The organism is Staphylococcus equorum (genome assembly GCF_029531845.1).
In the GTDB taxonomy this organism is placed as follows: Bacteria; Bacillota; Bacilli; order Staphylococcales; family Staphylococcaceae; genus Staphylococcus; species Staphylococcus equorum_C.
In genome coordinates, this window is sequence record NZ_JAMBPV010000005.1 from 139,029 (window position 1) to 159,601 (window position 20,573).

Annotated in this window: 20 protein-coding genes and 1 pseudogene; 5 read left to right on the forward strand and 16 right to left on the reverse strand. The window is 33.7% G+C overall.

From position 1 onward, the window contains the following. Positions 1-130 precede the first annotated feature (130 nt). The gene (typA, locus tag M4L39_RS08360) at positions 131-1,978 is read right to left on the reverse strand and encodes a translational GTPase TypA (RefSeq protein ID WP_277581592.1); all 1,848 of its coding nucleotides are present in this window, start codon (positions 1,976-1,978) and stop codon (positions 131-133) included. A gap of 98 nt (positions 1,979-2,076) precedes the next feature. On the opposite strand from typA, the gene M4L39_RS08365 reads away from it, so the two are divergent. Beyond that, on the forward strand, positions 2,077-2,268 hold the full coding sequence (locus tag M4L39_RS08365; RefSeq protein WP_002507991.1) for a DUF5325 family protein: 192 nt from the start codon (positions 2,077-2,079) through the stop codon (positions 2,266-2,268). Positions 2,269-2,373: 105 nt separating this feature from the next. Here M4L39_RS08365 and M4L39_RS08370 read toward each other — a convergent pair whose 3' ends face one another. Next, positions 2,374-3,189, reverse strand: a complete 816-nt coding sequence (locus M4L39_RS08370; protein ID WP_277581593.1) for an inositol monophosphatase family protein — start codon at positions 3,187-3,189, stop codon at positions 2,374-2,376. A 263-nt stretch (positions 3,190-3,452) separates the two neighbouring features. On the opposite strand from M4L39_RS08370, the gene M4L39_RS08375 reads away from it, so the two are divergent. Next, the gene (locus M4L39_RS08375) at positions 3,453-4,064 is read left to right on the forward strand and encodes a YktB family protein (protein WP_277581594.1); all 612 of its coding nucleotides are present in this window, start codon (positions 3,453-3,455) and stop codon (positions 4,062-4,064) included. A gap of 102 nt (positions 4,065-4,166) precedes the next feature. Here M4L39_RS08375 and M4L39_RS08380 read toward each other — a convergent pair whose 3' ends face one another. From M4L39_RS08380 to M4L39_RS08440, 13 genes and pseudogenes are all read right to left on the reverse strand, one after another. Beyond that, positions 4,167-4,682 (reverse strand): DUF4064 domain-containing protein, encoded by a 516-nt coding sequence (locus M4L39_RS08380; RefSeq protein WP_277581595.1) that lies wholly within the window; start codon positions 4,680-4,682, stop codon positions 4,167-4,169. A 192-nt stretch (positions 4,683-4,874) separates the two neighbouring features. After that, complete coding sequence (gene auxB / locus M4L39_RS08385) at positions 4,875-6,104, reverse strand: lipoteichoic acid stability factor AuxB (protein WP_277581596.1); 1,230 nt, start codon at positions 6,102-6,104, stop codon at positions 4,875-4,877. A gap of 73 nt (positions 6,105-6,177) precedes the next feature. Beyond that, positions 6,178-7,251: an ABC transporter substrate-binding protein gene (locus tag M4L39_RS08390; RefSeq protein WP_277581597.1), complete on the reverse strand. Its 1,074-nt coding sequence runs from the start codon at positions 7,249-7,251 to the stop codon at positions 6,178-6,180. Beyond that, entirely contained in the window at positions 7,251-8,060 is an 810-nt protein-coding gene (locus M4L39_RS08395; RefSeq protein ID WP_277581598.1) for an ABC transporter permease, read from the reverse strand. The genes M4L39_RS08390 and M4L39_RS08395 overlap by 1 nt, the downstream gene beginning before the upstream one ends. A gap of 5 nt (positions 8,061-8,065) precedes the next feature. Then, positions 8,066-8,869 carry an ABC transporter permease gene (locus M4L39_RS08400; RefSeq protein ID WP_277581599.1) on the reverse strand — a complete coding sequence of 268 codons (804 nt, stop codon included), beginning with the start codon at positions 8,867-8,869 and terminating at the stop codon, positions 8,066-8,068. After that, the gene (locus M4L39_RS08405) at positions 8,856-9,956 is read right to left on the reverse strand and encodes an ABC transporter ATP-binding protein (protein WP_277581600.1); all 1,101 of its coding nucleotides are present in this window, start codon (positions 9,954-9,956) and stop codon (positions 8,856-8,858) included. Before M4L39_RS08405 ends, M4L39_RS08400 begins: the two co-directional genes overlap by 14 nt. 12 nt (positions 9,957-9,968) lie before the next feature. After that, positions 9,969-10,501 (reverse strand): annotated as a pseudogene (locus tag M4L39_RS08410) (helix-turn-helix domain-containing protein). A 164-nt stretch (positions 10,502-10,665) separates the two neighbouring features. Next, positions 10,666-10,944: a UPF0223 family protein gene (locus M4L39_RS08415; protein ID WP_277581601.1), complete on the reverse strand. Its 279-nt coding sequence runs from the start codon at positions 10,942-10,944 to the stop codon at positions 10,666-10,668. A 155-nt stretch (positions 10,945-11,099) separates the two neighbouring features. Then, complete coding sequence (lpdA, locus tag M4L39_RS08420) at positions 11,100-12,506, reverse strand: dihydrolipoyl dehydrogenase (RefSeq protein WP_277581602.1); 1,407 nt, start codon at positions 12,504-12,506, stop codon at positions 11,100-11,102. A gap of 3 nt (positions 12,507-12,509) precedes the next feature. Beyond that, complete coding sequence (locus tag M4L39_RS08425; RefSeq protein WP_277581603.1) at positions 12,510-13,805, reverse strand: dihydrolipoamide acetyltransferase family protein; 1,296 nt, start codon at positions 13,803-13,805, stop codon at positions 12,510-12,512. Between the two features lie 148 nt (positions 13,806-13,953). After that, positions 13,954-14,931: an alpha-ketoacid dehydrogenase subunit beta gene (locus tag M4L39_RS08430; protein ID WP_277581604.1), complete on the reverse strand. Its 978-nt coding sequence runs from the start codon at positions 14,929-14,931 to the stop codon at positions 13,954-13,956. A gap of 3 nt (positions 14,932-14,934) precedes the next feature. Further along, positions 14,935-16,047 carry a pyruvate dehydrogenase (acetyl-transferring) E1 component subunit alpha gene (pdhA, locus tag M4L39_RS08435; protein WP_277581605.1) on the reverse strand — a complete coding sequence of 371 codons (1,113 nt, stop codon included), beginning with the start codon at positions 16,045-16,047 and terminating at the stop codon, positions 14,935-14,937. A gap of 264 nt (positions 16,048-16,311) precedes the next feature. Further along, positions 16,312-16,938 carry a YkyA family protein gene (locus tag M4L39_RS08440; RefSeq protein WP_277581606.1) on the reverse strand — a complete coding sequence of 209 codons (627 nt, stop codon included), beginning with the start codon at positions 16,936-16,938 and terminating at the stop codon, positions 16,312-16,314. Positions 16,939-17,064: 126 nt separating this feature from the next. On the opposite strand from M4L39_RS08440, the gene def reads away from it, so the two are divergent. Further along, a complete protein-coding gene (gene def, locus M4L39_RS08445) occupies positions 17,065-17,616 on the forward strand; it encodes a peptide deformylase (RefSeq protein ID WP_277581607.1) in 552 nt (183 codons plus the stop codon). Positions 17,617-17,673: 57 nt separating this feature from the next. Here def and M4L39_RS08450 read toward each other — a convergent pair whose 3' ends face one another. Further along, positions 17,674-17,946: a hypothetical protein gene (locus M4L39_RS08450; protein ID WP_277581608.1), complete on the reverse strand. Its 273-nt coding sequence runs from the start codon at positions 17,944-17,946 to the stop codon at positions 17,674-17,676. Between the two features lie 505 nt (positions 17,947-18,451). Here M4L39_RS08450 and M4L39_RS08455 point away from each other — a divergent pair. Together M4L39_RS08455 and rnjA are read left to right on the forward strand one after the other, a co-directional pair. Continuing rightward, entirely contained in the window at positions 18,452-18,667 is a 216-nt protein-coding gene (locus M4L39_RS08455; RefSeq protein WP_277581609.1) for a DNA-dependent RNA polymerase subunit epsilon, read from the forward strand. Further along, positions 18,667-20,517, forward strand: a complete 1,851-nt coding sequence (rnjA, locus tag M4L39_RS08460; protein ID WP_277581610.1) for a ribonuclease J1 — start codon at positions 18,667-18,669, stop codon at positions 20,515-20,517. The genes M4L39_RS08455 and rnjA overlap by 1 nt, the downstream gene beginning before the upstream one ends. The last annotated feature ends 56 nt before the right edge of the window (positions 20,518-20,573 follow it).

Below are 20,573 nucleotides of genomic sequence, written 5' to 3' on the forward strand. Positions count from 1 at the left end.
ACAATATATATTTAATTTTTATTACTCTATATCTATTTCTTAATCACGTCATCTTAAGCACTAATTCTAAAACAAAGAACCAAGCTAGACAATATTCTCTAGCTTGGTTCTCAAATTAAATCTTATTTAATTATTCATTATCTTGCATCATTTGTTTAACACGTTTAGATTCTTTTTCACGTGCTGATTTTTCTAGCACTGTTTTTCTAATACGAATATTTTCTGGTGTAACTTCTACAAGTTCATCGTCATTGATAAATTGTAATGCTTCTTCTAAAGTTAAAATTCTTGGGCGTTTCATACTTACAGTTTGGTCTTTATTAGCAGAACGTACGTTTGTTTGGTTCTTTTCTTTCGTAACGTTAACTGTTAAGTCATTATCACGGTTATGTTCACCAACAACCATACCTTCATATACTTCAGTACCAGGTTCCATGAAGTTTGTACCACGGTCTTCTAAGCCCATAATTGCATAAGCACTAGCTTTCCCTTGATCCATTGATACAAGTGCACCATTTCTTCTGCCACCGATACGGCCTTTAACACGTGGTCTAAATTCGTCAAATGTATGGTTAATAATACCATAACCACGTGTTTGAGACATAAATTCTGTAGTATAACCAATTAAACCACGAGCAGGAACCATAAAGATAATACGAGTTAAGCCATTATCTGTTGTAACCATATCAAGCATTTCACCTTTACGTTGGCCTAATGACTCGATTACAGGACCTGTATATTCTTGTGGTACTTCACATTGTACACGTTCAAACGGTTCACATTTCACACCATCAATGTCTTTTAAAATAACTTGAGGTTTAGACACTTGTAATTCAAAGCCTTCACGTCTCATGTTCTCTATTAAGATTGATAAATGTAATTCTCCACGACCTGCAACAATCCATTTATCTGGAGTTTCAGTAGGCGTAACTTTTAATGAAACGTCTGTTTCTAATTGTTGATCAAGACGTTCTTGAATTTGACGAGACGTTACATAATCACCTTCACGGCCTGCAAATGGCGAATTGTTAACTCTAAATGTCATTTCAAGTGTTGGTTCATCAATTCTTAATACAGGAAGTGCATCTTGGTGATCACTTGGCGTTACTGTTTCACCAACGTTAATATCTTCCATTCCTGATACTGCAATTAAATCGCCAGCATATGCTTCTTCAACTTCTTCACGTTTTAATCCGAAGAAACCAAAGATTTTTGTTACACGGAAGTTTTTAACAGTACCATCTAATTTAATTAAAGATACACTGTCACCTACACGCATTGTTCCTCGGAACACACGTCCTACACCAATACGACCTAGATAGTCACTATAGTCTAATAGTGCAATTTGGAATTGTAGTGGCTCGTCTCTATTATCAACAGGTGCTGGCACATAATCGATAATTGTCTCGTATAAAGATTGCATGTTTTCATCTTGTGTTTCTGCATCTAAACTTGCAGTACCATTAACAGCTGAAGCGTAAACAACTGGGAAATCTAATTGTTCGTCAGAAGCCTCTAACTCGATAAATAGGTCTAATACTTCATCTACTACGCCTTCAGCACGAGCTTCTGGTTTATCAATTTTATTTACAACTACAACTGGTTTTAAGTTTTGCTCCAATGCTTTTTTCAATACGAAACGTGTTTGTGGCATCGTTCCTTCATAAGCATCTACTACAAGTACAACACCATCAACCATTTTCATGATACGCTCTACTTCTCCACCGAAGTCAGCATGTCCTGGTGTATCTAAAATATTAATTCGATTGTCTTTATAATTAACTGCTGTGTTTTTAGCAAGGATTGTGATACCACGTTCTCTCTCAATATCGTTAGAGTCCATTGCTCTTTCATCTACTTGTTCATTTTCACGGAATATTCCTGATTGTTTTAATAACTCATCTACTAGTGTTGTTTTACCATGGTCAACGTGAGCGATGATTGCTATATTACGAACGTCTTCTCTTCTATTAGTCATTTATACAAATTCCTTTCTCGAGTAAATTCCCACTTTTCTTTGCAACTTTTTTATTATATCATATAATTGGTTAAAGAAAACTATAAAGGTGTGGTAGTATGCAACAAAAAAAATCGAAAGCAATATTCTGGGTACTTGCTGTAGTAGCTGTAGTATTCTTGCTTTTATTTAGCTTTAGTTTAGCTGCAACAAATGTTCCATTGATGATTTTAACACTTATATTATTCATTGCAACATTTGGTTACGGTTTCACTTTAAAAAAGAAATATCGCGAAAACGATTGGCTATAATCGAGTCAAATTTTATATACAATCTATAAAAGCGTCTCAATTCTAAAAATAGGATTGAGGCGCTTTTCATAGGGTGTTGTTTCTTCTAAAATGATCTTTTATTTATTAATTTTTTAAACGTTGTTGCAATAATCCAATGATTTCATTATTTTTTTGAAAATGTTGTTCAATGAGTTCGGCATGCAATTGTTTATTCGCCATAACAATTGAACTAGGTTCATAAATCGATAATGCGTCCCCCATTAAATCCGTACCCTTTCCACCCACTTCATTTAAGATAATGAGACCGCCTGCAAAATCCCAAGGTTGTAACCTAGGTGTAATATATCCAGCTAATTTTCCAGTTGCGACATGAATAATTTCTAAAGCAGCTGAACCATAAGCTCTGGCACTCCTGGATTCTTCTACTATAGGTTTAAATAATTCTCCTAAACGTGGTTTGGTTAGCCAATTAGGATTGATACCGATTATACTTGTACTTAAAGGCGTCGATTTTATTTCAGGAAGTCGGTTTTCATTCTCGAATGCACCCTCTCCAGCCTTAGCATGATATAGCGCATCGTTCATAACATCATATACAAATCCTGCATAAGGCTGTCCATCATTATAGATGCCAATAGAAATGGCAAAATTTTCTTTTTGATGAACAAAATTCAATGTGCCATCAATTGGATCCACTACCCACACAACACCTGTTACATTATTTAGATCATGACCATGACCTTCTTCACCAATGACATGGTGATTAGGATATGTTTTTAAAATATTTTCAAAAATATAGTTTTCTGTAGCTTTATCTACATTCGTCACTAGATCATTAGCATTTGATTTCGTTTCTATTTCTATATCTTCTTTCATTATTTTTTTTACATTATTCCCTGCCTCTAATATGAGACCTTTAGCAAACTCGTAAACAGTCATTGTATCAGCTCCTTATTCACTTCTCATTATACAGTAATTAATACTCAAAAAGTTAATGTGCAACTTTTCTATTTTTCTATAATAATATGTATAAAAATATATTTTGAATATTTTATGATTTCTTACTTGTATACCCTATTTAGACTTTTCTACACGCTCACTATAAAGTTATGTTTTATCGTTTGCATAATGGGCAAAGTCAATGTTAATGACATCATATTATGCTACAATACAAACGTATATAATGTTTACAGGAGGCCCCAATGACTAAGTACATATTTAAACCTAGAGATTTCAAAGCATTCACAGTTGATGGTCTTGATGCAAGAATGGAAGCGTTAAATGACCGTGTCCGACCGCAGCTTAATGAATTAGGTGATTATTTTGCACAATATTTAGAAACCGTAACCGGTGAGAAATTTTACCCACACGTAGCTAAACACGCGCGTCGAAAAGTTAATCCACCCAAAGATACATGGGTCGCGTTCGCTACAAATAAACGCGGTTATAAAATGCAGCCACATTTCCAAATAGGTCTGTTTGAAAATCAATTATTTGTCATGTATGGTATCATGCATGAAACAAAAGACAAAGCACAACAAATAAAAGCTTTTGAAGACCAATTTGAAACACTTAAAAATTTACCGAATGACTATAGCATTAGTCCTGATCATATGAGCCAAGAAAAAATTTACATTCATGAAATGTCAGATGAAGACCTAAATAAAGCACTCAATCGTGTTAAAGAAGTTAAAAAAGGTGAGTTCTTTGTAGCCCGTACATTGTCACCGAATGCCGAACAATTAGAAAGCGACAAAGTCTTTTTAAACTTCCTTGAAGAAACCTTCGAACAATTACTCAAATTCTATAAATAATTCATCGGAAATATCTAAAAAGCAGGCTACTTAAAATGAATTTAAGTAGCCTGTTTTTTCTATTTTTACTTATTTATCTTTATAAATGATTGCCAGATACATTTAATAAATGTACGGGTCATCATCTTTTTTTCGTTTCATTTCTGCCTCAGGATCCATGTCTTGCTGCTGGGACTTTTGTTTTTGTTTTTCGTTATTATAAATATTATAATTTGGCATCTGATTAAATTGATTACTTTGATTATTGTTATCTTTTTTCACAAATAACATAATACCAACAATAAACCATAGAACCATCGCAATAAAGTTGCCACCAAACATACCAATAATAGCAGAAACGATAAATAAACATCCTGCTAGTATGCGATTGCCTTTAATCGTAAAGACTGCAATAAAAGCTAAAATTGTCGAAATAAGTGTAAAGATACCTTGGAATATGATAGAAGCTTTAAATGCTTCTGGCGACATTTCTACACCTTGTTGTTGGTTCATTTCATTAAACACTTCTTTAAATTCTGGCACGTTGATGAATGCATATACAATTATCGAAAATATTAAGAAAATTAAACTAAGACTATTTGCTATCCATGCTAGAATACGTTCTGGTTTCCTACTCATACTCTTCCTCCTATAAATTCATTAATTATATCATAGCAAATTTATGAATATTTAAAAATAATCACGACCTATCGCTAAATGATGCTCAGTTAGAGTGATATAAATAAAAACCCGATTGACTCACATTATGTGAGCAATCGAGTTTATTAGTTGACTACCAAATTGCATTGTTATAAAACAACTCATTTTTTATTATGATTTGTCTTTTGTTTCAGAATCATTTTGTTCTTTAGATTTTTTTTCTTGTGATTCTTCAACATCTTGTGAAGTAATTTTCTTACGTTCTTCAAAATTCTTTCTACGCTGATTTGCTGCACTTGGTTGTTGTTTTCTTTTTTCTTTTTCCCGTTTTCTACGTTCTTTTTTCTCTTGTTTAATACGTGTTTTTTCTTCAGCTTTTTCTTGCTTCAATCTTGCAGCTTCTTCCGCCTCTTCTTGTTTGCGGCGTTGTTCCTCTTCTTGCTCCGCTTGTTTTCTTTGTTGAGCTTCATACGCTTCTTGTTTGCGACGTTGTTCTTCTTCCGCAACACGTTGATTTTCTAACTCAGTTTCTTTATCTTGTTGTTCTTGTTGCTCATTCGTTACTGCATTTTTATGATCTTGGTCTTCGTTGGCAAGAGGTTCGCCGTCTTCATTATATACATTGCTTACTTGACCAAAATCATCTTCAGTACTTTGACTGTCATCTTTAACATTATCATGCTTTCTTTGCTTATAATTATATTTTGCTTGTCTAGAAAGTACTTGTGGTTCTTCATCAGATGCATTATTTTCAGTGTTTACTTTTTCTGCAACTTCAGAGCTATAACCGCCTCTTCTTAATTGATTATCTTTACTTTGTTGTTGTTCTACGTCAGAAGTTTGTTGCTTTTCAATATATTGAGGTGAGTTAGGTTCCGATTGTTGCTCATAATCTGAATAACGCCCTTGGTGTCCTTCTGCATAATATGCAGGCACTGTTTCTACTTTTTCTTTGCGTGCAAACATCATGATTGCCACGATTAAAAATAGAATAGGAATAATTAGCGGTACAAATAGCAACACCAATGGCAACGTCACTATCGTTGCGACTAAGAATAAGAATCCTGATAAAATTCTTATATTCATTGAAATTAAGGCTAAAAATGATAGTAGTAAACATACGATGAAATATACTATAATCGCCCACACGCCATTTTGTAGCCATATTACAAATTGGATTGTGTTTAATCCGTTATTCGCTAATATTTGTTGAATAAAATCATTGCCATTCAATGAAGTCTCCAAATTTTGTATTGATGCTTCACTACTAAAAGATACTAGTGCAATAAACATCGTAATAATGGTTAGTAATAATAAGAAAATCCAACTCAACCAACCTAATACTTTTTCTGCTAGTCGACTCACCGAGCGTCTAACTTGAGTATATTGCTCTCCTGACATGTCTTTACAACTCCTTATATTGCTTGTCAAACTATTATATCGAATTAACGATAAAATAACTACTAACTATGACTTATTTTAGTGACATTTTAAAATTTAAAAATCTTTCATTATATTCACTTAATGTTTCTTTCCCTAGGTCCTTATAAACTTCTAAATTGGCTTGGTCTTCTTTTGTAGGATAAAACCGTTTATCATTTTTTATATTTGCAGGCAAGTGTACTCTTGCTGCTTTATTAGGCGTCGCATAACCGACCCATTCTGTATTTTGTTTACTATGCTCTGCATCTAATAAAAAGTTCATGAACTTATAGGCACCTGCTTTATTTTGTGCTGTTTTAGGTATAACCATATTATCAAACCACAAATTTGAACCTTCTTTAGGAACTACATAATCAAATTCTTCATTTTCTTGTACAATGGGAGCTGCAACACCGCTCCATACCACTGCAACATTTGCTTCATGCTGTTCTAACATCATTGTAATTTCATCACCTACCACGCCTTTAACATTAGGGCCTAAGCGAGTTAAATCTTTCTCAGCGTCTGCTAAATGTGGAGAATGCGTATCATTTAAACTATAGCCTAATTTATTTAAAGCTACACCTATCATTTCTCTCGCGCCATCTACTAATAATATATTATCTTTATATTTCGCTTTATAAAGCTGATTCCATGAATCAAAGTTATCATTTGGGTATACATTTTTATTATAAACAATACCTACAGTACCAAAAAAATAAGGTATTGAATATGTATTCTCTTTATCAAACGGCATATCAAGGTAATCTGAATCAAGATTCTTCATATTAGGCAGTTTCTCATGATTTAAGGGTAATAACAATTGTTCTCTTTTTAATTTTTGCACCGTATAATCACTCGGAAAAGCAATATCATAATGAGTTCCACCATTTTTTATTTTGGCTTCCATCGCTTCATTTGAATCAAATGTTTCATAAACGACTTCAATCCCTGTTTCTTTTTGGAATTTTTTTATTAAACTTGGATCAATATACTCTCCCCAATTATAAACATAAATTTTTTCACCATTGCCAGAATGATGCTTTGAAGTGAATTTTTGACTTATAAATAAACATATAAAACCAATGACGATAGAAATTATAATTAACTGTAAAAAACCTTTCATTATAATATACCCCGTTTCACTGGTTTTTTATGCTTAAGCATATTTTTAACTAAATAATATCCAAGTATGCCTAGCATAATTCCGACAAATAAAATGGTTGATATTGCATTAATTTCCATACTAATACCTTTTCTTGCCATCGTATAAACTTCCACGGAAAGCACACTAAATCCATTACCAGTAACGAAGAAACTGACAGTAAAATCATCTAAAGAATAGGTCAACGCCATAAAAAAACCGCCGATAATTGCTGGCATTAAATGAGGCAACATAACCTTATTCAGAACTTGAAACTCCGTGGCACCTAAATCACGAGCCGCGTTTAACGTATGGTTATTCATTTCATATAGTTTAGGTAACACAATAATTACAACAATAGGAATACAAAAAGCAATGTGTGAAATGAGTACCGTTGCCAACCCAAGACCTATACCAGTAAAATGCCCAATAACTGTAAACATAATTAAAAATGAAGCACCAATAACAACATCAGAAGATACCATTAAAACATTATTTAATGTAAGGATAGAAACTTTCAACTTTTTGTTTTTTAAATGATATAACCCAATCGCACCTAATGTTCCTATCACAGTAGCAAATGCAGCGGCTAATAATGCTACACCGATCGTATTAAAAATAACAGACATTAATCGATCATTGTTGAATAAGGATTGATAATGTTCCAAAGTAAACCCATCAAAATGAATCATATTACCAGCAGCATTAAATGAATAAACCATTAAAAATAATATTGGAGTATATAAAATAACGATTAATATACCGATATAGAGTTTGCCATACCATTTCATATGATTCACCTTTTCCCGTTCGTAGCTTTAGTATTTGTAATAATTAGAACCAGCGCCATAAATACGATTAAAAACAACGCAATGGTAGAGCCCATTCCATAGTTTTGTATCACTAAGAATTGTTCTTCTATCGCCGTCCCAATATTAATCACTTTATTTCCCGTAATAAGTCTCGTAATCATAAAAAGCGACAATGCCGGTATAAAAGTGACTTGAATTCCAGTCAATACACCTTGCTTTGTGAGTGGCACAATAATTTTTCTGAAGGTTGTTAGCGGGCTCGCGCCTAAATCACTTGAAGCTTGCAAAATATTTTCAGGAATATCCTTCATACTATTGAAAATAGGTAAAATCATAAATGGAATGTAAATATAACTTGCTACTATTAAAAAAGCAGGAACAGTAAATAACAATTCCATTTTAGGCAAATGTAAAAAATTCAATATTTGATTGATAATACCATCATGACTGAATATGCCTATAAATGCATAGGTCTTCAGTAGTAAATTAATCCAGGTTGGTACAATTAGTATAAGTAACCAAATATTTTGATGTTTAGATGAACTTATAAAGTATGCAGCTGGATAGCTTATAAGTAGCGTCATACATGTAATAACAGCAGCAAAACATACAGAGTCCCAAATCATTGTGAAATATTTCAGTGAAATCATCTGTTTATAATTATCCAGTCCAAAATGTCCTTGCATATCAATGAGCGAGAAGTAGACAAGAAGAACCACAGGAACAACGATAAATAAAATCATCCACAATATATAGGGTATAAATAGAAATGTATTAATCTTGCGCATGATCTATTTCCTCATAACTTTCAATACGCTTATCAAATTCAGCTTCACTTTCACCTGGAACCATAATATGAATTGCCTCTGGTTCAAAGTATAAGCCAACTTTACTATTAACTTCTGCTTTTTTAGTTGAGTGAATCAGCCATTCATAACCTTTATTATCAATGCAATTGATTTCATAATGTACACCTCTGAAAAGCATAGAAGCAACTATCACTTCAAATAATCCTTGCTCAGGTTGAATCAAGGATATATCTTCTGGCCTAATCACTACTTCTACTTGTTGTTGTGGTGCAATACCCATATCGACACATTCTAAATCTTGACCATAGATGTTCACCACATGATCCTTTATCATTGTGCCTACTATAATATTTGATTCTCCAATAAAATCAGCAACAAAACGATTTACTGGTTCGTCATATATATCAGTGGGTGTTCCAAATTGTTGTATTTTACCATTTTTCATTACAAATATATAATCACTCAGCGCTAAAGCTTCTTCTTGATCATGCGTAACAAAAATAAATGTTATACCTAATCTAGACTGTATTTCCCTTAATTCATATTGCATTTGAGTTCTTAATTTTAAATCCAGTGCTGATAAAGACTCATCTAATAGTAATATATCTGGTTCATTTACAATCGCACGTGCAATTGCAATACGCTGTCTTTGTCCCCCACTCATGCCTTCAATTGTTCTATCTTCGTAGCCAGTGAGTTTAACAAGTTTTAATGCTTCTTGTACTTTTTTATTAATGGTGCTCTTATTCATTTTCTTTAGTTTTAATCCGAAAGCAATATTATCATACACATTTAAATGAGGAAATAATGCATAATCTTGAAATACTGTATTCACCTTGCGTTTATTTGCTGGTATATGATTAATTGACTGGCTTTGATATATAATATCGCCCTCATCGGCTTGTTCAAACCCGGCGATAAGTTTTAAAATTGTTGTTTTACCGCAACCAGAAGGTCCGAGTAATGTATAAAAATGACCTGACTCAATATCTATATTCATTTTGTCTAATATTGGTATATCATCATAAGCTTTACTCACTGCGTTAAAAGATAATAACGGCTTCATTTGCTCTTCCTCCTATAAATATGATGCGGTCGCAACAATCATAACTCGAGTTTCATTTGGCGTAGGATTAATTAATTTATGTTCTTGCTTGGCTTTAAAATAAAGCGCATCTCCTATTTCGGCATGAAACATGTTATCACCTAACATTAAGGTAACTTCACCCGCTAAACAATATATAAATGTGTCCGAATCTGAGGGTTCAAAATTTTTATATGAAGTATTTCCATTTAATGTAATTATAAGTGGTTCCATTTCAAATTCATTAGATTGTGAAACTGGCCATTGAAGTATATAACCTTTGTCATATTCATCATAAGTAACTTGTGTTGCCTTTTTATATAACACTTTCGCTTCCTCAGGTTCTTTGAAAAAATCACTTGCACCTAAGACCTCTACAATATTTAAAAATGTTTCCATACTTGGTGAAGCATATTGATTCTCTATTTGAGAAATATAGCCTTTTGATAAATCTGTACGTGCAGCTAAATCTTCTTGAGTAAGTTTTTAATTTGTCTAAGCGTTTTAATCTTCTTACCTATATCCATGATAATATCCTTTATGTAAATTAACTTTATGCGATTATGCGTTACGTTATGAAGTACACTACAATAAATTTCTGCAAAATAAAAAGCTATACACTGTTTACTTTTATAAAACATTTTGTTTAATGCTTAATAAAAATATCAGAATATAGCTTATATGACAATAGTTATTTTTTAGTTGCACTAAAAAACTTTTGACTGTTGTCAGTTTGAACTGTTTTAACAGCTTGGTAACTATTATATCCACTGCTTTTTTCGAATTCTTTAAAAATTTGTTTTTCTTCTGCTTTCCCAGGAACAATTGTTTTGAACTGTCTGTAGCGATCTACTAATAATTTACCTTCTACTTCTGATTCATAAAAAGATTCCACAGCATTGAAAAAAGATACGACTTGCATCATTTCATCATTTGACCAATCAAGGTCAATCGGGTATTGATACTCCATATAAACATGTATCCTCCTTCTTTATTGAATACTTATAATTTATAAATCACCTTGATATTACATTTTAAAATAAAAAGGGCCGGGACAGAAATCAAATTTTGATTTCGTATTCCCGCCCCCATAAGGCATTCTTTATTTCTGTTACAACAATGAAATTACATTGTGTGAACAGGTAAACCTATAGCTTTTTCAGCAGCTTCCATAGACATTTCACCTAATGTTGGGTGAGCATGTACAGTTAATGCTAAATCTTCAGCATTCATACCAGCTTCGATTGCTAAACCTAGCTCAGAAATAATATCAGAAGCGCCAGTACCAACTACTTGAGCACCTACTAATGTATTATCTTCTTTAAGCGTAATAAGTTTAACAAAACCAGTAGTGTCATCTAATGATAACGCACGGCCGTTAGCTGCATAAGGGAATTTAGAAGCAGTGATTTTTAATCCTTCTTCTTTAGCTTGAGCTTCTGTATAACCTACTTGAGCAAGTTCTGGCTCAGTGAAACATACAGCAGGCATACCGATGTAATCTACTTCTGATGCTTCACCAGAGATTACTTCAGCTGCAACTTTAGCTTCATAGCTTGCTTTATGCGCAAGTGGTAAACCAGGAACGATATCACCAATTGCGAAGATGTTTTCAATTGAAGTACGGCTTTGTTTGTCTACTTCGATTAATCCACGCTCTGCAAATTTAAGGCCTAATTCTTCTAAGCCTAATTCATCAGTGTTAGGACGACGACCTACAGTAACTAATACATAATCAGCATCGATTGTTTGTTCTTCGCCTTTTACTTCGTAAGTTACTTTAACGCCGTTTTCAGTTTCTTCAGCAGATTTAGCCATAGCTTCAGTTACAATGTCAACGCCTTTTTCTTTCATACCTTTTTTAACAGGTTGCGTCATTTGTTTTTCAAAACCGCCTAAGATATCTTTAGCGCCTTCTAAAATAGTAACTTCAGAACCAAAGTTTGCAAAAGCAGTTCCAAGTTCAGAACCAATATAACCGCCACCAACAACTACTAACTTACCAGGAACTTCTTGTAAATTTAGAGCGCCAGATGAATCAATTACACGATTTCCAAACTCAAAGTTAGGGATTTCAATTGGTCTTGAACCAGTTGCAATAATCGCGTTTTTAAAGTTATATGTTTGAGCACTTTTCTCATCCATAACACGTAAGCTATTGTTATCAACAAAGTAAGCTTCGCCTTTAACGATTTCTACTTTATTACCTTTTAACAATCCTTCAACGCCACCAGTTAATTTGTCAACTACTGATTGTTTGAATTCTTGAACTTTATTAAAATTAAGTGAAACACTTTCAGCAATAACACCTAAATTTTCTGAGTTCTTAGTTTCGTCATAACGGTGTGAAGCGTGTAACAATGCTTTAGAAGGAATACAACCAACGTTAAGACATACGCCACCTAATGTGCCCTTTTCAACGATTGTTACTTTTTGGCCTAACTGTGCTGCACGAATTGCTGCAACATAGCCTCCTGGTCCTGCTCCGATTACAATAGTGTCTGTTTCAATTGGGAAATCTCCAACTACCATATTTTACCCCTCCATTAATAATAATTCTGGATTATTCAATAAACGTTTGATATGATTCATAGCATTTTGTCCAGTAGCACCATCAATTTGTCTGTGGTCAAAGCTTAATGATAATGATAATACTGGCGCAGCTACTATTTCTCCATCTTTAACAATTGGTTTTTGTGCAATACGGCCAATGCCTAAGATAGCTACTTCTGGGTGATTGATTACTGGAGTGAACCATTGTCCACCAGCTGAACCGATATTACTAATTGTACATGTAGCATGTTTCATTTCATCTGCTGCTAATTTTCCGTCACGTGCTTTAACAGCAAGTTCGTTAATTTCGTCTGAGATGCTGAACATTGATTTACGGTCTGCGTGTTTAACAACAGGAACTAATAGTCCTCTGTCAGTATCAGCAGCAATACCAATGTTCCAGTAATGTTTGTGTACGATTTCGCCAGCATCTTCGTTAAATGAAGTGTTAAGCGCTGGATATTTTTTAAGTGCAGAAACAAGTGCCTTAACAACATAAGGTAAGAAAGTTAATTTAGTACCTTGCTCAGCTGCAACTTCTTTGAATTTTTTACGGTGATCCCATAATTCTTGAACATCAATTTCATCCATTAATGTTACGTGAGGTGCAGTTTGTTTTGAGTTAACCATTGCTTTAGCAATTGCTTTACGCATTGCAGGTATTTTCTCAGTTGTTTCTGGGAATTCGCCTTCTGTAGAAACTGATGCTGATTGTGCTGCACTAGAAGTTTCTTCAGTTGCTGTAGCTGCACTGTCATTTGAAGCTGCTTCTCCGCCACCATTTAAGTATGCGTCCACATCTTCTTTAGTAGTACGGCCATTTTTACCTGAACCTGAAACAGCTTTAATGTTAACGCCATTATCACGAGCATATTTACGTACTGAAGGCATCGCTTTAACACGTTTGCTTTCATCTACTTCTTCGTCTTTAGATGCCTGTGCTGGTGCTTCTTCTTTAGTGCTTTCTTCTGCAGGTGCTTCTGTTTCTTCACTTGCTGAATCATCACTTTCACTACCTTTGAATTGCATTTCTTCTGCGTCTGGTGAGTCGATTTTTACGATTGTATCACCAACAATTGCAACAGTACCTTCATCTACTAGTACTTCTTCAATAGTACCTGAAACAGGTGATGGAATTTCAACAACTGATTTATCATTTTGTACCTCAGCTAAAATATCGTCCTCTTCAATTGTATCTCCAGCTTTAATAAACCATTTTACAATTTCACCTTCGTGGATACCTTCACCAATGTCGGGTAATTTAAATTCAAATGCCACGTTATTATCCTCCTAAAAATTCATATTAAGTCAAAAATTAGAAATTGAGCGAGGGACAATTAAGTCACTATCTCATGCTGTAAATATAAATTTGAATGAAGTAGGTGTATCAACTAAACAGATATCATCCTACCTCATTAAATATATATTAAAATTCTAAAGTTTCTTTCGCTTTTTCAATGATGTCATTTTTGTTTGGTAACCAAACATTTTCAGCTTGTGTAAACGGATAAACTGTATCAGCCGCTGCAACACGAGCAATTGGTGCTTCTAATGAAAGAATAGAGCGTTCTGCTAATTCAGAAACAACTTGCGCTCCAACACCAGCTTGACGTTGCGCCTCTTGTACTACTACAGCACGTCCTGTTTTTTCTACTGAAGCAACAAGTGTTTTGATATCGATTGGTTGAACTGTACGTAAGTCAATAACTTCTACTGAATAACCATCTTTTTCTAACTCTTCTGCTGCTTTTAATGACTCTTGTACCATTGCACCATATGCAATAAGTGTAATGTCATTACCTTCTTGTTTCACGCTTGCTTTACCAATTTCGATTGTGTACTCTTCTTCAGGTACTTCATCACGGAAAGAGCGGTACAATTTCATATGTTCTAAATATACAACTGGGTCATTACTTCTGATTGCTGAGATTAATAATCCTTTAGCATCATATGGATTAGACGGAATTACAACGTGTAAACCTGGTGATTGAGCTAAAAGACCTTCTAAGTTGTCAGCATGCAATTCTGGTGTATGAACGCCACCACCAAATGGTGCACGAACAGTAACGGGTGATTGTTTAGAGTTACCAGAACGGAAACGCGTACGCGCAATTTGTCCTGCTATAGAGTCGAATACTTCAAATACAAATCCAAAGAATTGTACTTCCATTACTGGACGGTATCCTTGAGTAGATAAACCTAAAGCTAAACCACCAATACCAGATTCTGCTAAAGGCGTATCAAATACACGGTCTTCACCGAATTCTTTTTGTAAACCTTCAGTTACACGGAAAACACCACCGTTAACACCGACGTCTTCACCGAAAAGTAAAACATTTTCATCGTTTTGTAATTCGGTTTTAAGCGCGTTGTTAATCGCTTGAACCATTGTCATTTGTGCCATCGGTTACTTCGACTCCTTCTCTTTATAGATTTCATATTGCTCTGCTAAATGTTGAGGCATTTCTTCATACATATTTTCCATCAAGTCAGTAACTTTTTGTTTTTCAGTATTGTCTGCTTCTTTAATAGCAACTTTAATTTCAGCTTTTGCACGGTCGATAACTTCATTTTCTTTATCCGCAGTCCATAAGCCTTTATTTTCAAGATATTTTCTGAAACGAACTAATGGATCCTTTTTCTCCCATTCAGAATCTTCATCAGATGTTCTATATTTCGTTGGGTCATCTCCAGCCATAGTATGTGGACCATAACGATAAGTGATAGTTTCAATTAAAGTTGGACCTTCACCATTAACAGCACGGTCACGCGCTTCTTTAGTTGCTTGGTATACTGCTAAAGCATCCATACCATCAACTTGAATACCTGGGATACCAACTGCAATAGCTTTTTGAGCTAATGTAATAGCAGCAGTTTGCTTGCTACGTGGTGTTGAAATCGCATAGTTGTTATTTTGTATAACGAAAATTGCAGGTGCTTTATACGCAGAAGCAAAGTTAATACCTTCGTAGAAATCACCTTGTGACGAACCACCATCACCAGTATAAGTAATTGCTACAGCACTTTTACCACGTTTTTTAATACCAAGCGCTACACCAGCAGTTTGAACATACTGAGCACCGATTATAATTTGTGGGCTTAGCGCGTTAACGCCTTCAGGCATTTGGTTACCTTTAAAGTGACCTCTTGAGAATAAGAATGCTTCGGTTAAAGGTAAACCTTGCCAGATTAATTGTGGAACATCACGGTAACCTGGTAATATAAAATCTTCTTGTTCTAAAGCGTATTGTGAAGCTAATTGTGAAGCTTCTTGTCCTGCTGTAGGAGCGTAGAAACCTAATCTCCCTTGTCTATTTAATGAAATAGAACGTTGGTCAAGAATACGTGTCCAAACCATTCTCTCCATTAATTCAACTAATTGCTCGTCTGATAAATCTGGTACTAGATCTTCATTAACGATGTTACCATCTTCATCCAAGATTTGGATCATTTCAAATTGAGATTCAGTATCTTTCAATACTTTCTCTGCATCGAATTGGGCTTTCAATTTCGGAGCCATTCAATTCACCATACCTTTCCCGTATAATAGAAACTTATTTTATCCTCCAATATTGTACCACAAAACTGTTACACTGTTAAATAATTTGAAAAAGTTCTGTAATACTTAAGACAAGTACAGTTTTTAATCTGTACCACTGTTTTTCATTGCGCTGTACCACTCAAAAAACGAGTCGTTATAGAGCAATTCCCTTAAAATTGTAAGCGTACTCATATCTTATGCTATAACGTAGCTATTTAAAATTCAAATTTACCGCTTTTCATTTTAAGAAAGATTGTCTACATCTTCTTTTTCTTTGTTCACTTTATTCATCGCATCCGAGTATTTTTCAAATGCTTTGTTCATATTTTTATATGATTTCGAAACCGCTTCTGCTTTTTTGTCTATTTGATCTTGACTCACTTGATCTCCAGAAGTATATCCAAACATATCTTTTTCCTTATTCAAAATATTCTTATACGCTTTGGCGTATTCATCATGTGCTTTGTATTTATCTTTAAGCGCTTGATTCAATTGTGTCACTTCTTTTTTCTTATCTTCGTCACTGATATTATCAACATGCTTTTCAGCTTTCTTAAATTCTTTTTCTGAGTTATCTATAGCTTCTTCTTCTTTTTCAAATGCTTTTTCTCTTTCTTCAACATTTTCAACGACTTTTTTCGAAGTATCTTTTACTTCTTCTTGGTTTTTGCCATTAATTTTCTTAACTAATTTTTGCTTGTCTTGTTCAAGGCTATTTAACTTCTTCCCTACTGAAGACACAGGTTTCTCTTCATCAAATGCTTTTTGTACTTTTTCGTTATAATCTTCTATTTCACCTTTGTCTGTTGTACACCCCGCCATTAACATTGTAGAAGCGAGTATCGCACCGATGCTATATTTTAATTTCATTTTTTGAGAAATCCTCCTTTATTTGTGTGTTATATTATATAATATTTTATAAGAAATCAAATGTATCACTGTATTTTAAGCGTTAAACTTTGGTATATTTTATATTAAGGAAGGTGTATGAACAAAATGATAACAATGAAAGATATTATCCGAGATGGTCACCCCACACTTCGTGAAAAAGCAAAAGATGTAACAATTCCGCTTTCTGACGAAGATCGTGAAACTTTAAAAGCTATGCGCGAATTTCTAATTAATAGCCAAGATGAAGAAACAGCTAATAAATATGGGCTTCGTTCAGGTGTAGGACTTGCTGCTCCACAGATTAATATTGCAAAAAAAATGATAGCAGTTTATTTACCTGATGATGGTAATGGCAAAAGTTATGATTTAGCGCTAGTTAACCCTAAAATCATGAGCCACAGTGTTCAAGAAGCTTATTTACCGACTGGTGAAGGTTGCTTAAGTGTAGATGAAAATATTCCAGGCCTTGTCCATCGTAAATATCGAATCACAGTAAAAGCAATAGATATAGATGGTAATGATGTAAAATTACGTTTAAAAGGTTATCCAGCAGTTGTCGTTCAACATGAGATAGACCATATTAATGGCGTAATGTTTTATGATCATATTGATCCAAACAACCCACTTACACCACATGAAGATGCGGTAGAAGTTTAACTGTTTAAAAAATATGCCGTTAGCAAATTGAGAATTTCTCAACGCTAACGGCATATTTTACATGAAGTCGTCTCTTCGTTCAGTAAATGGTATATCTATTTTTTTAAGTTCTATCTTTAAATCGTTTAATTCTTTAATATCTATAAATTCTGGATCATGGTTATGTTTGACGTAATTTTGATCGCCATTTACAGTATCAATAATTTCATTATAGTTAAAAAACATGATTACTTGTTCTGCACGAATTTCAAATGTGATATCTTGAAATATTTTATCGCTCCGATTTTTTTCTTTTTTAACATCTTCTATAATTCTTTTCACTTGATCCATTTCTATCACCCTTACCCATCTTTCATTTCTATACTTAATATATTACTTTATTAAATATGCAGATCAACTCTCTTTTATCATAATTAACTTTCAACGCGCACTCAAGTTTTATGATAATTTATTGCAGTTTTTTACATAACTAAAGTTTTGGATTTGTAGATTAAATATTAATTATTATAAAAATGAAATTATTTGTACTTATTAAAAGAGGCACTAAAGATAAAACTGCTTTATTTATTCTACTACATCATGTAAAATGAGAAATAACTGAAAACATATGAAACATAGTGTTTGTAGTTTTCTAAACGAACGAACTGAAGATTTCCCTAGAAACATACTGGGCAAAAAACTAGTATGTTCTATTTATATACAGTATCAGTGTCCATGCATAATTAGAAGTGCAGTTAATTTCAAATAACCAATGGATATTTCAAGCTTTTATATTACTAGGGTTTTACTATACAAAATTATAAATCAAACATGATTTTAGGAGGAAATATATAAAATGGCAGTATTCAAAGTTTTTTTTCAAAATACCAAAGAAGAGGTAATTGTACGTGAACACACACAAACAATTTACGTTGAAGGACAAACAGAAGAACAAGTAAGAAGATATTTAAAAGATCGTAACTTTAACATTGAATTTATAACTAAATTAGAGGGCGCACATTTAGAATACGAAAAACAATCAGATCACTTCAATGTGGAGCAAGCTGAATAATGAAACAAATTCATAAAAATGAAGTCGCGGTTTATGCGCTTGGTGGCTTAGGCGAAATTGGTAAAAATACTTATGCCGTTGAGTATCAGGACGAAATCGTTATTATCGATGCAGGTATCAAATTTCCTGATGATAATTTATTAGGTATTGATTATGTCATTCCTGATATTACTTATTTAGAACAGAACCAAGATAAAATTGTTGGTCTGTTTATCACTCACGGACATGAGGACCATATAGGTGGTGTGCCCTACCTATTAAAGCAAATTAATGTGCCTATATATGGTGGACCATTAGCTTTAGGTTTAATCAGAAATAAATTAGAAGAACATCATTTATTAAGAACTGCAGAACTTATTGAAATTGATGAAAGTAGTGTCATCAAATCTAAACATTTTGAAGTTTCATTCTATCTCACTACACACAGTATTCCAGAAGCATATGGTGTTATCGTTAACACGCCAGAAGGTAATATTGTTCACACGGGTGACTTCAAATTTGATTTCACACCAGTTGGTGAACCTGCAAATATAGCTAAAATGGCAAAATTAGGTGAAGAAGGCGTACTTTGTTTACTTTCTGACTCTACAAATTCACTTGTACCAGACTTTACTTTAAGTGAACGAGAAGTTGGCCAAAACGTTGAAAAGATATTCCATGATTGTAACGGACGCATCATATTCGCTACATTTGCATCAAACATTTACCGTGTGCAACAAGCGGTTGAAGCTGCAATTAAGCACAATCGTAAAATTGTTACATTTGGTCGTTCAATGGAAAACAATATTAAGATTGGTATGGAATTAGGCTATATCAAAGCACCACCAGAAACGTTTGTTGAACCAAATAAAATCAATACTGTGCCTAAGCATGAATTATTGATTTTATGTACAGGGTCTCAAGGTGAACCAATGGCAGCTTTATCTAGAATTGCTAACGGTACACACAAACAAATTAAAATCATACCTGAAGATACAGTTGTGTTTAGTTCTTCACCTATTCCAGGTAATACGAAAAGTATTAATCGTACGATAAATTCACTTTATCGTGCAGGCGCAGAAGTTATTCATAATAAAGTATCTAATATTCATACTTCTGGTCATGGCTCTAAAGGCGATCAACAATTAATGTTGCGTCTATTACGTCCTAAATTCTTTTTACCAATCCATGGTGAATACCGTATGCTAAAAGCCCATGGTCAATCAGGTGTAGAGTGTGGCGTTGAGCCAGACAATGTATTTATCTTTGATATCGGTGATGTCTTAGCACTGACACATGACTCTGCTAGAAAAGCTGGTAGAATTCCATCAGGCAATGTATTAGTTGATGGTAGTGGTATTGGTGATATTGGTAATGTAGTCATTCGAGATCGTAAACTATTATCAGAAGAAGGTTTAGTTATTGTCGTTGTAAGTATAGACTTCAAAACAAACAAACTACTTTCTGGACCTGATATTATCTCACGTGGTTTCGTATACATGCGTGAATCTGGTCAATTGATTTATGATGCACAACGCAGAATCAAAACGGATGTTATTTCAAAATTAAATCAAAATCCAGAGATTCAATGGCATCAAATTAAATCATCAATCATTGAAACGTTACAGCCTTATCTATTTGAAAAGACTGCACGTAAACCAATGATTTTACCAGTCATTATGAAAGTAAATGAAGATAACAACCAATCATTTACTAAGAAACCTAGCCCTAAAAATGACAAACCTAAAAATAACAATACAAAAGCACCAGTAAAAAATAAAAAACCTAACGATAAAGACAAGAAAAAAGTAAATAACACTCCAAAACCTAAACCTAAAAAAGATGAGACAAATAAATCATCTGAATCATAGGTATTAAAAAGCAGTCCATACAATGTCTAAACATTGTATGGACTGCTTTTGTTTTA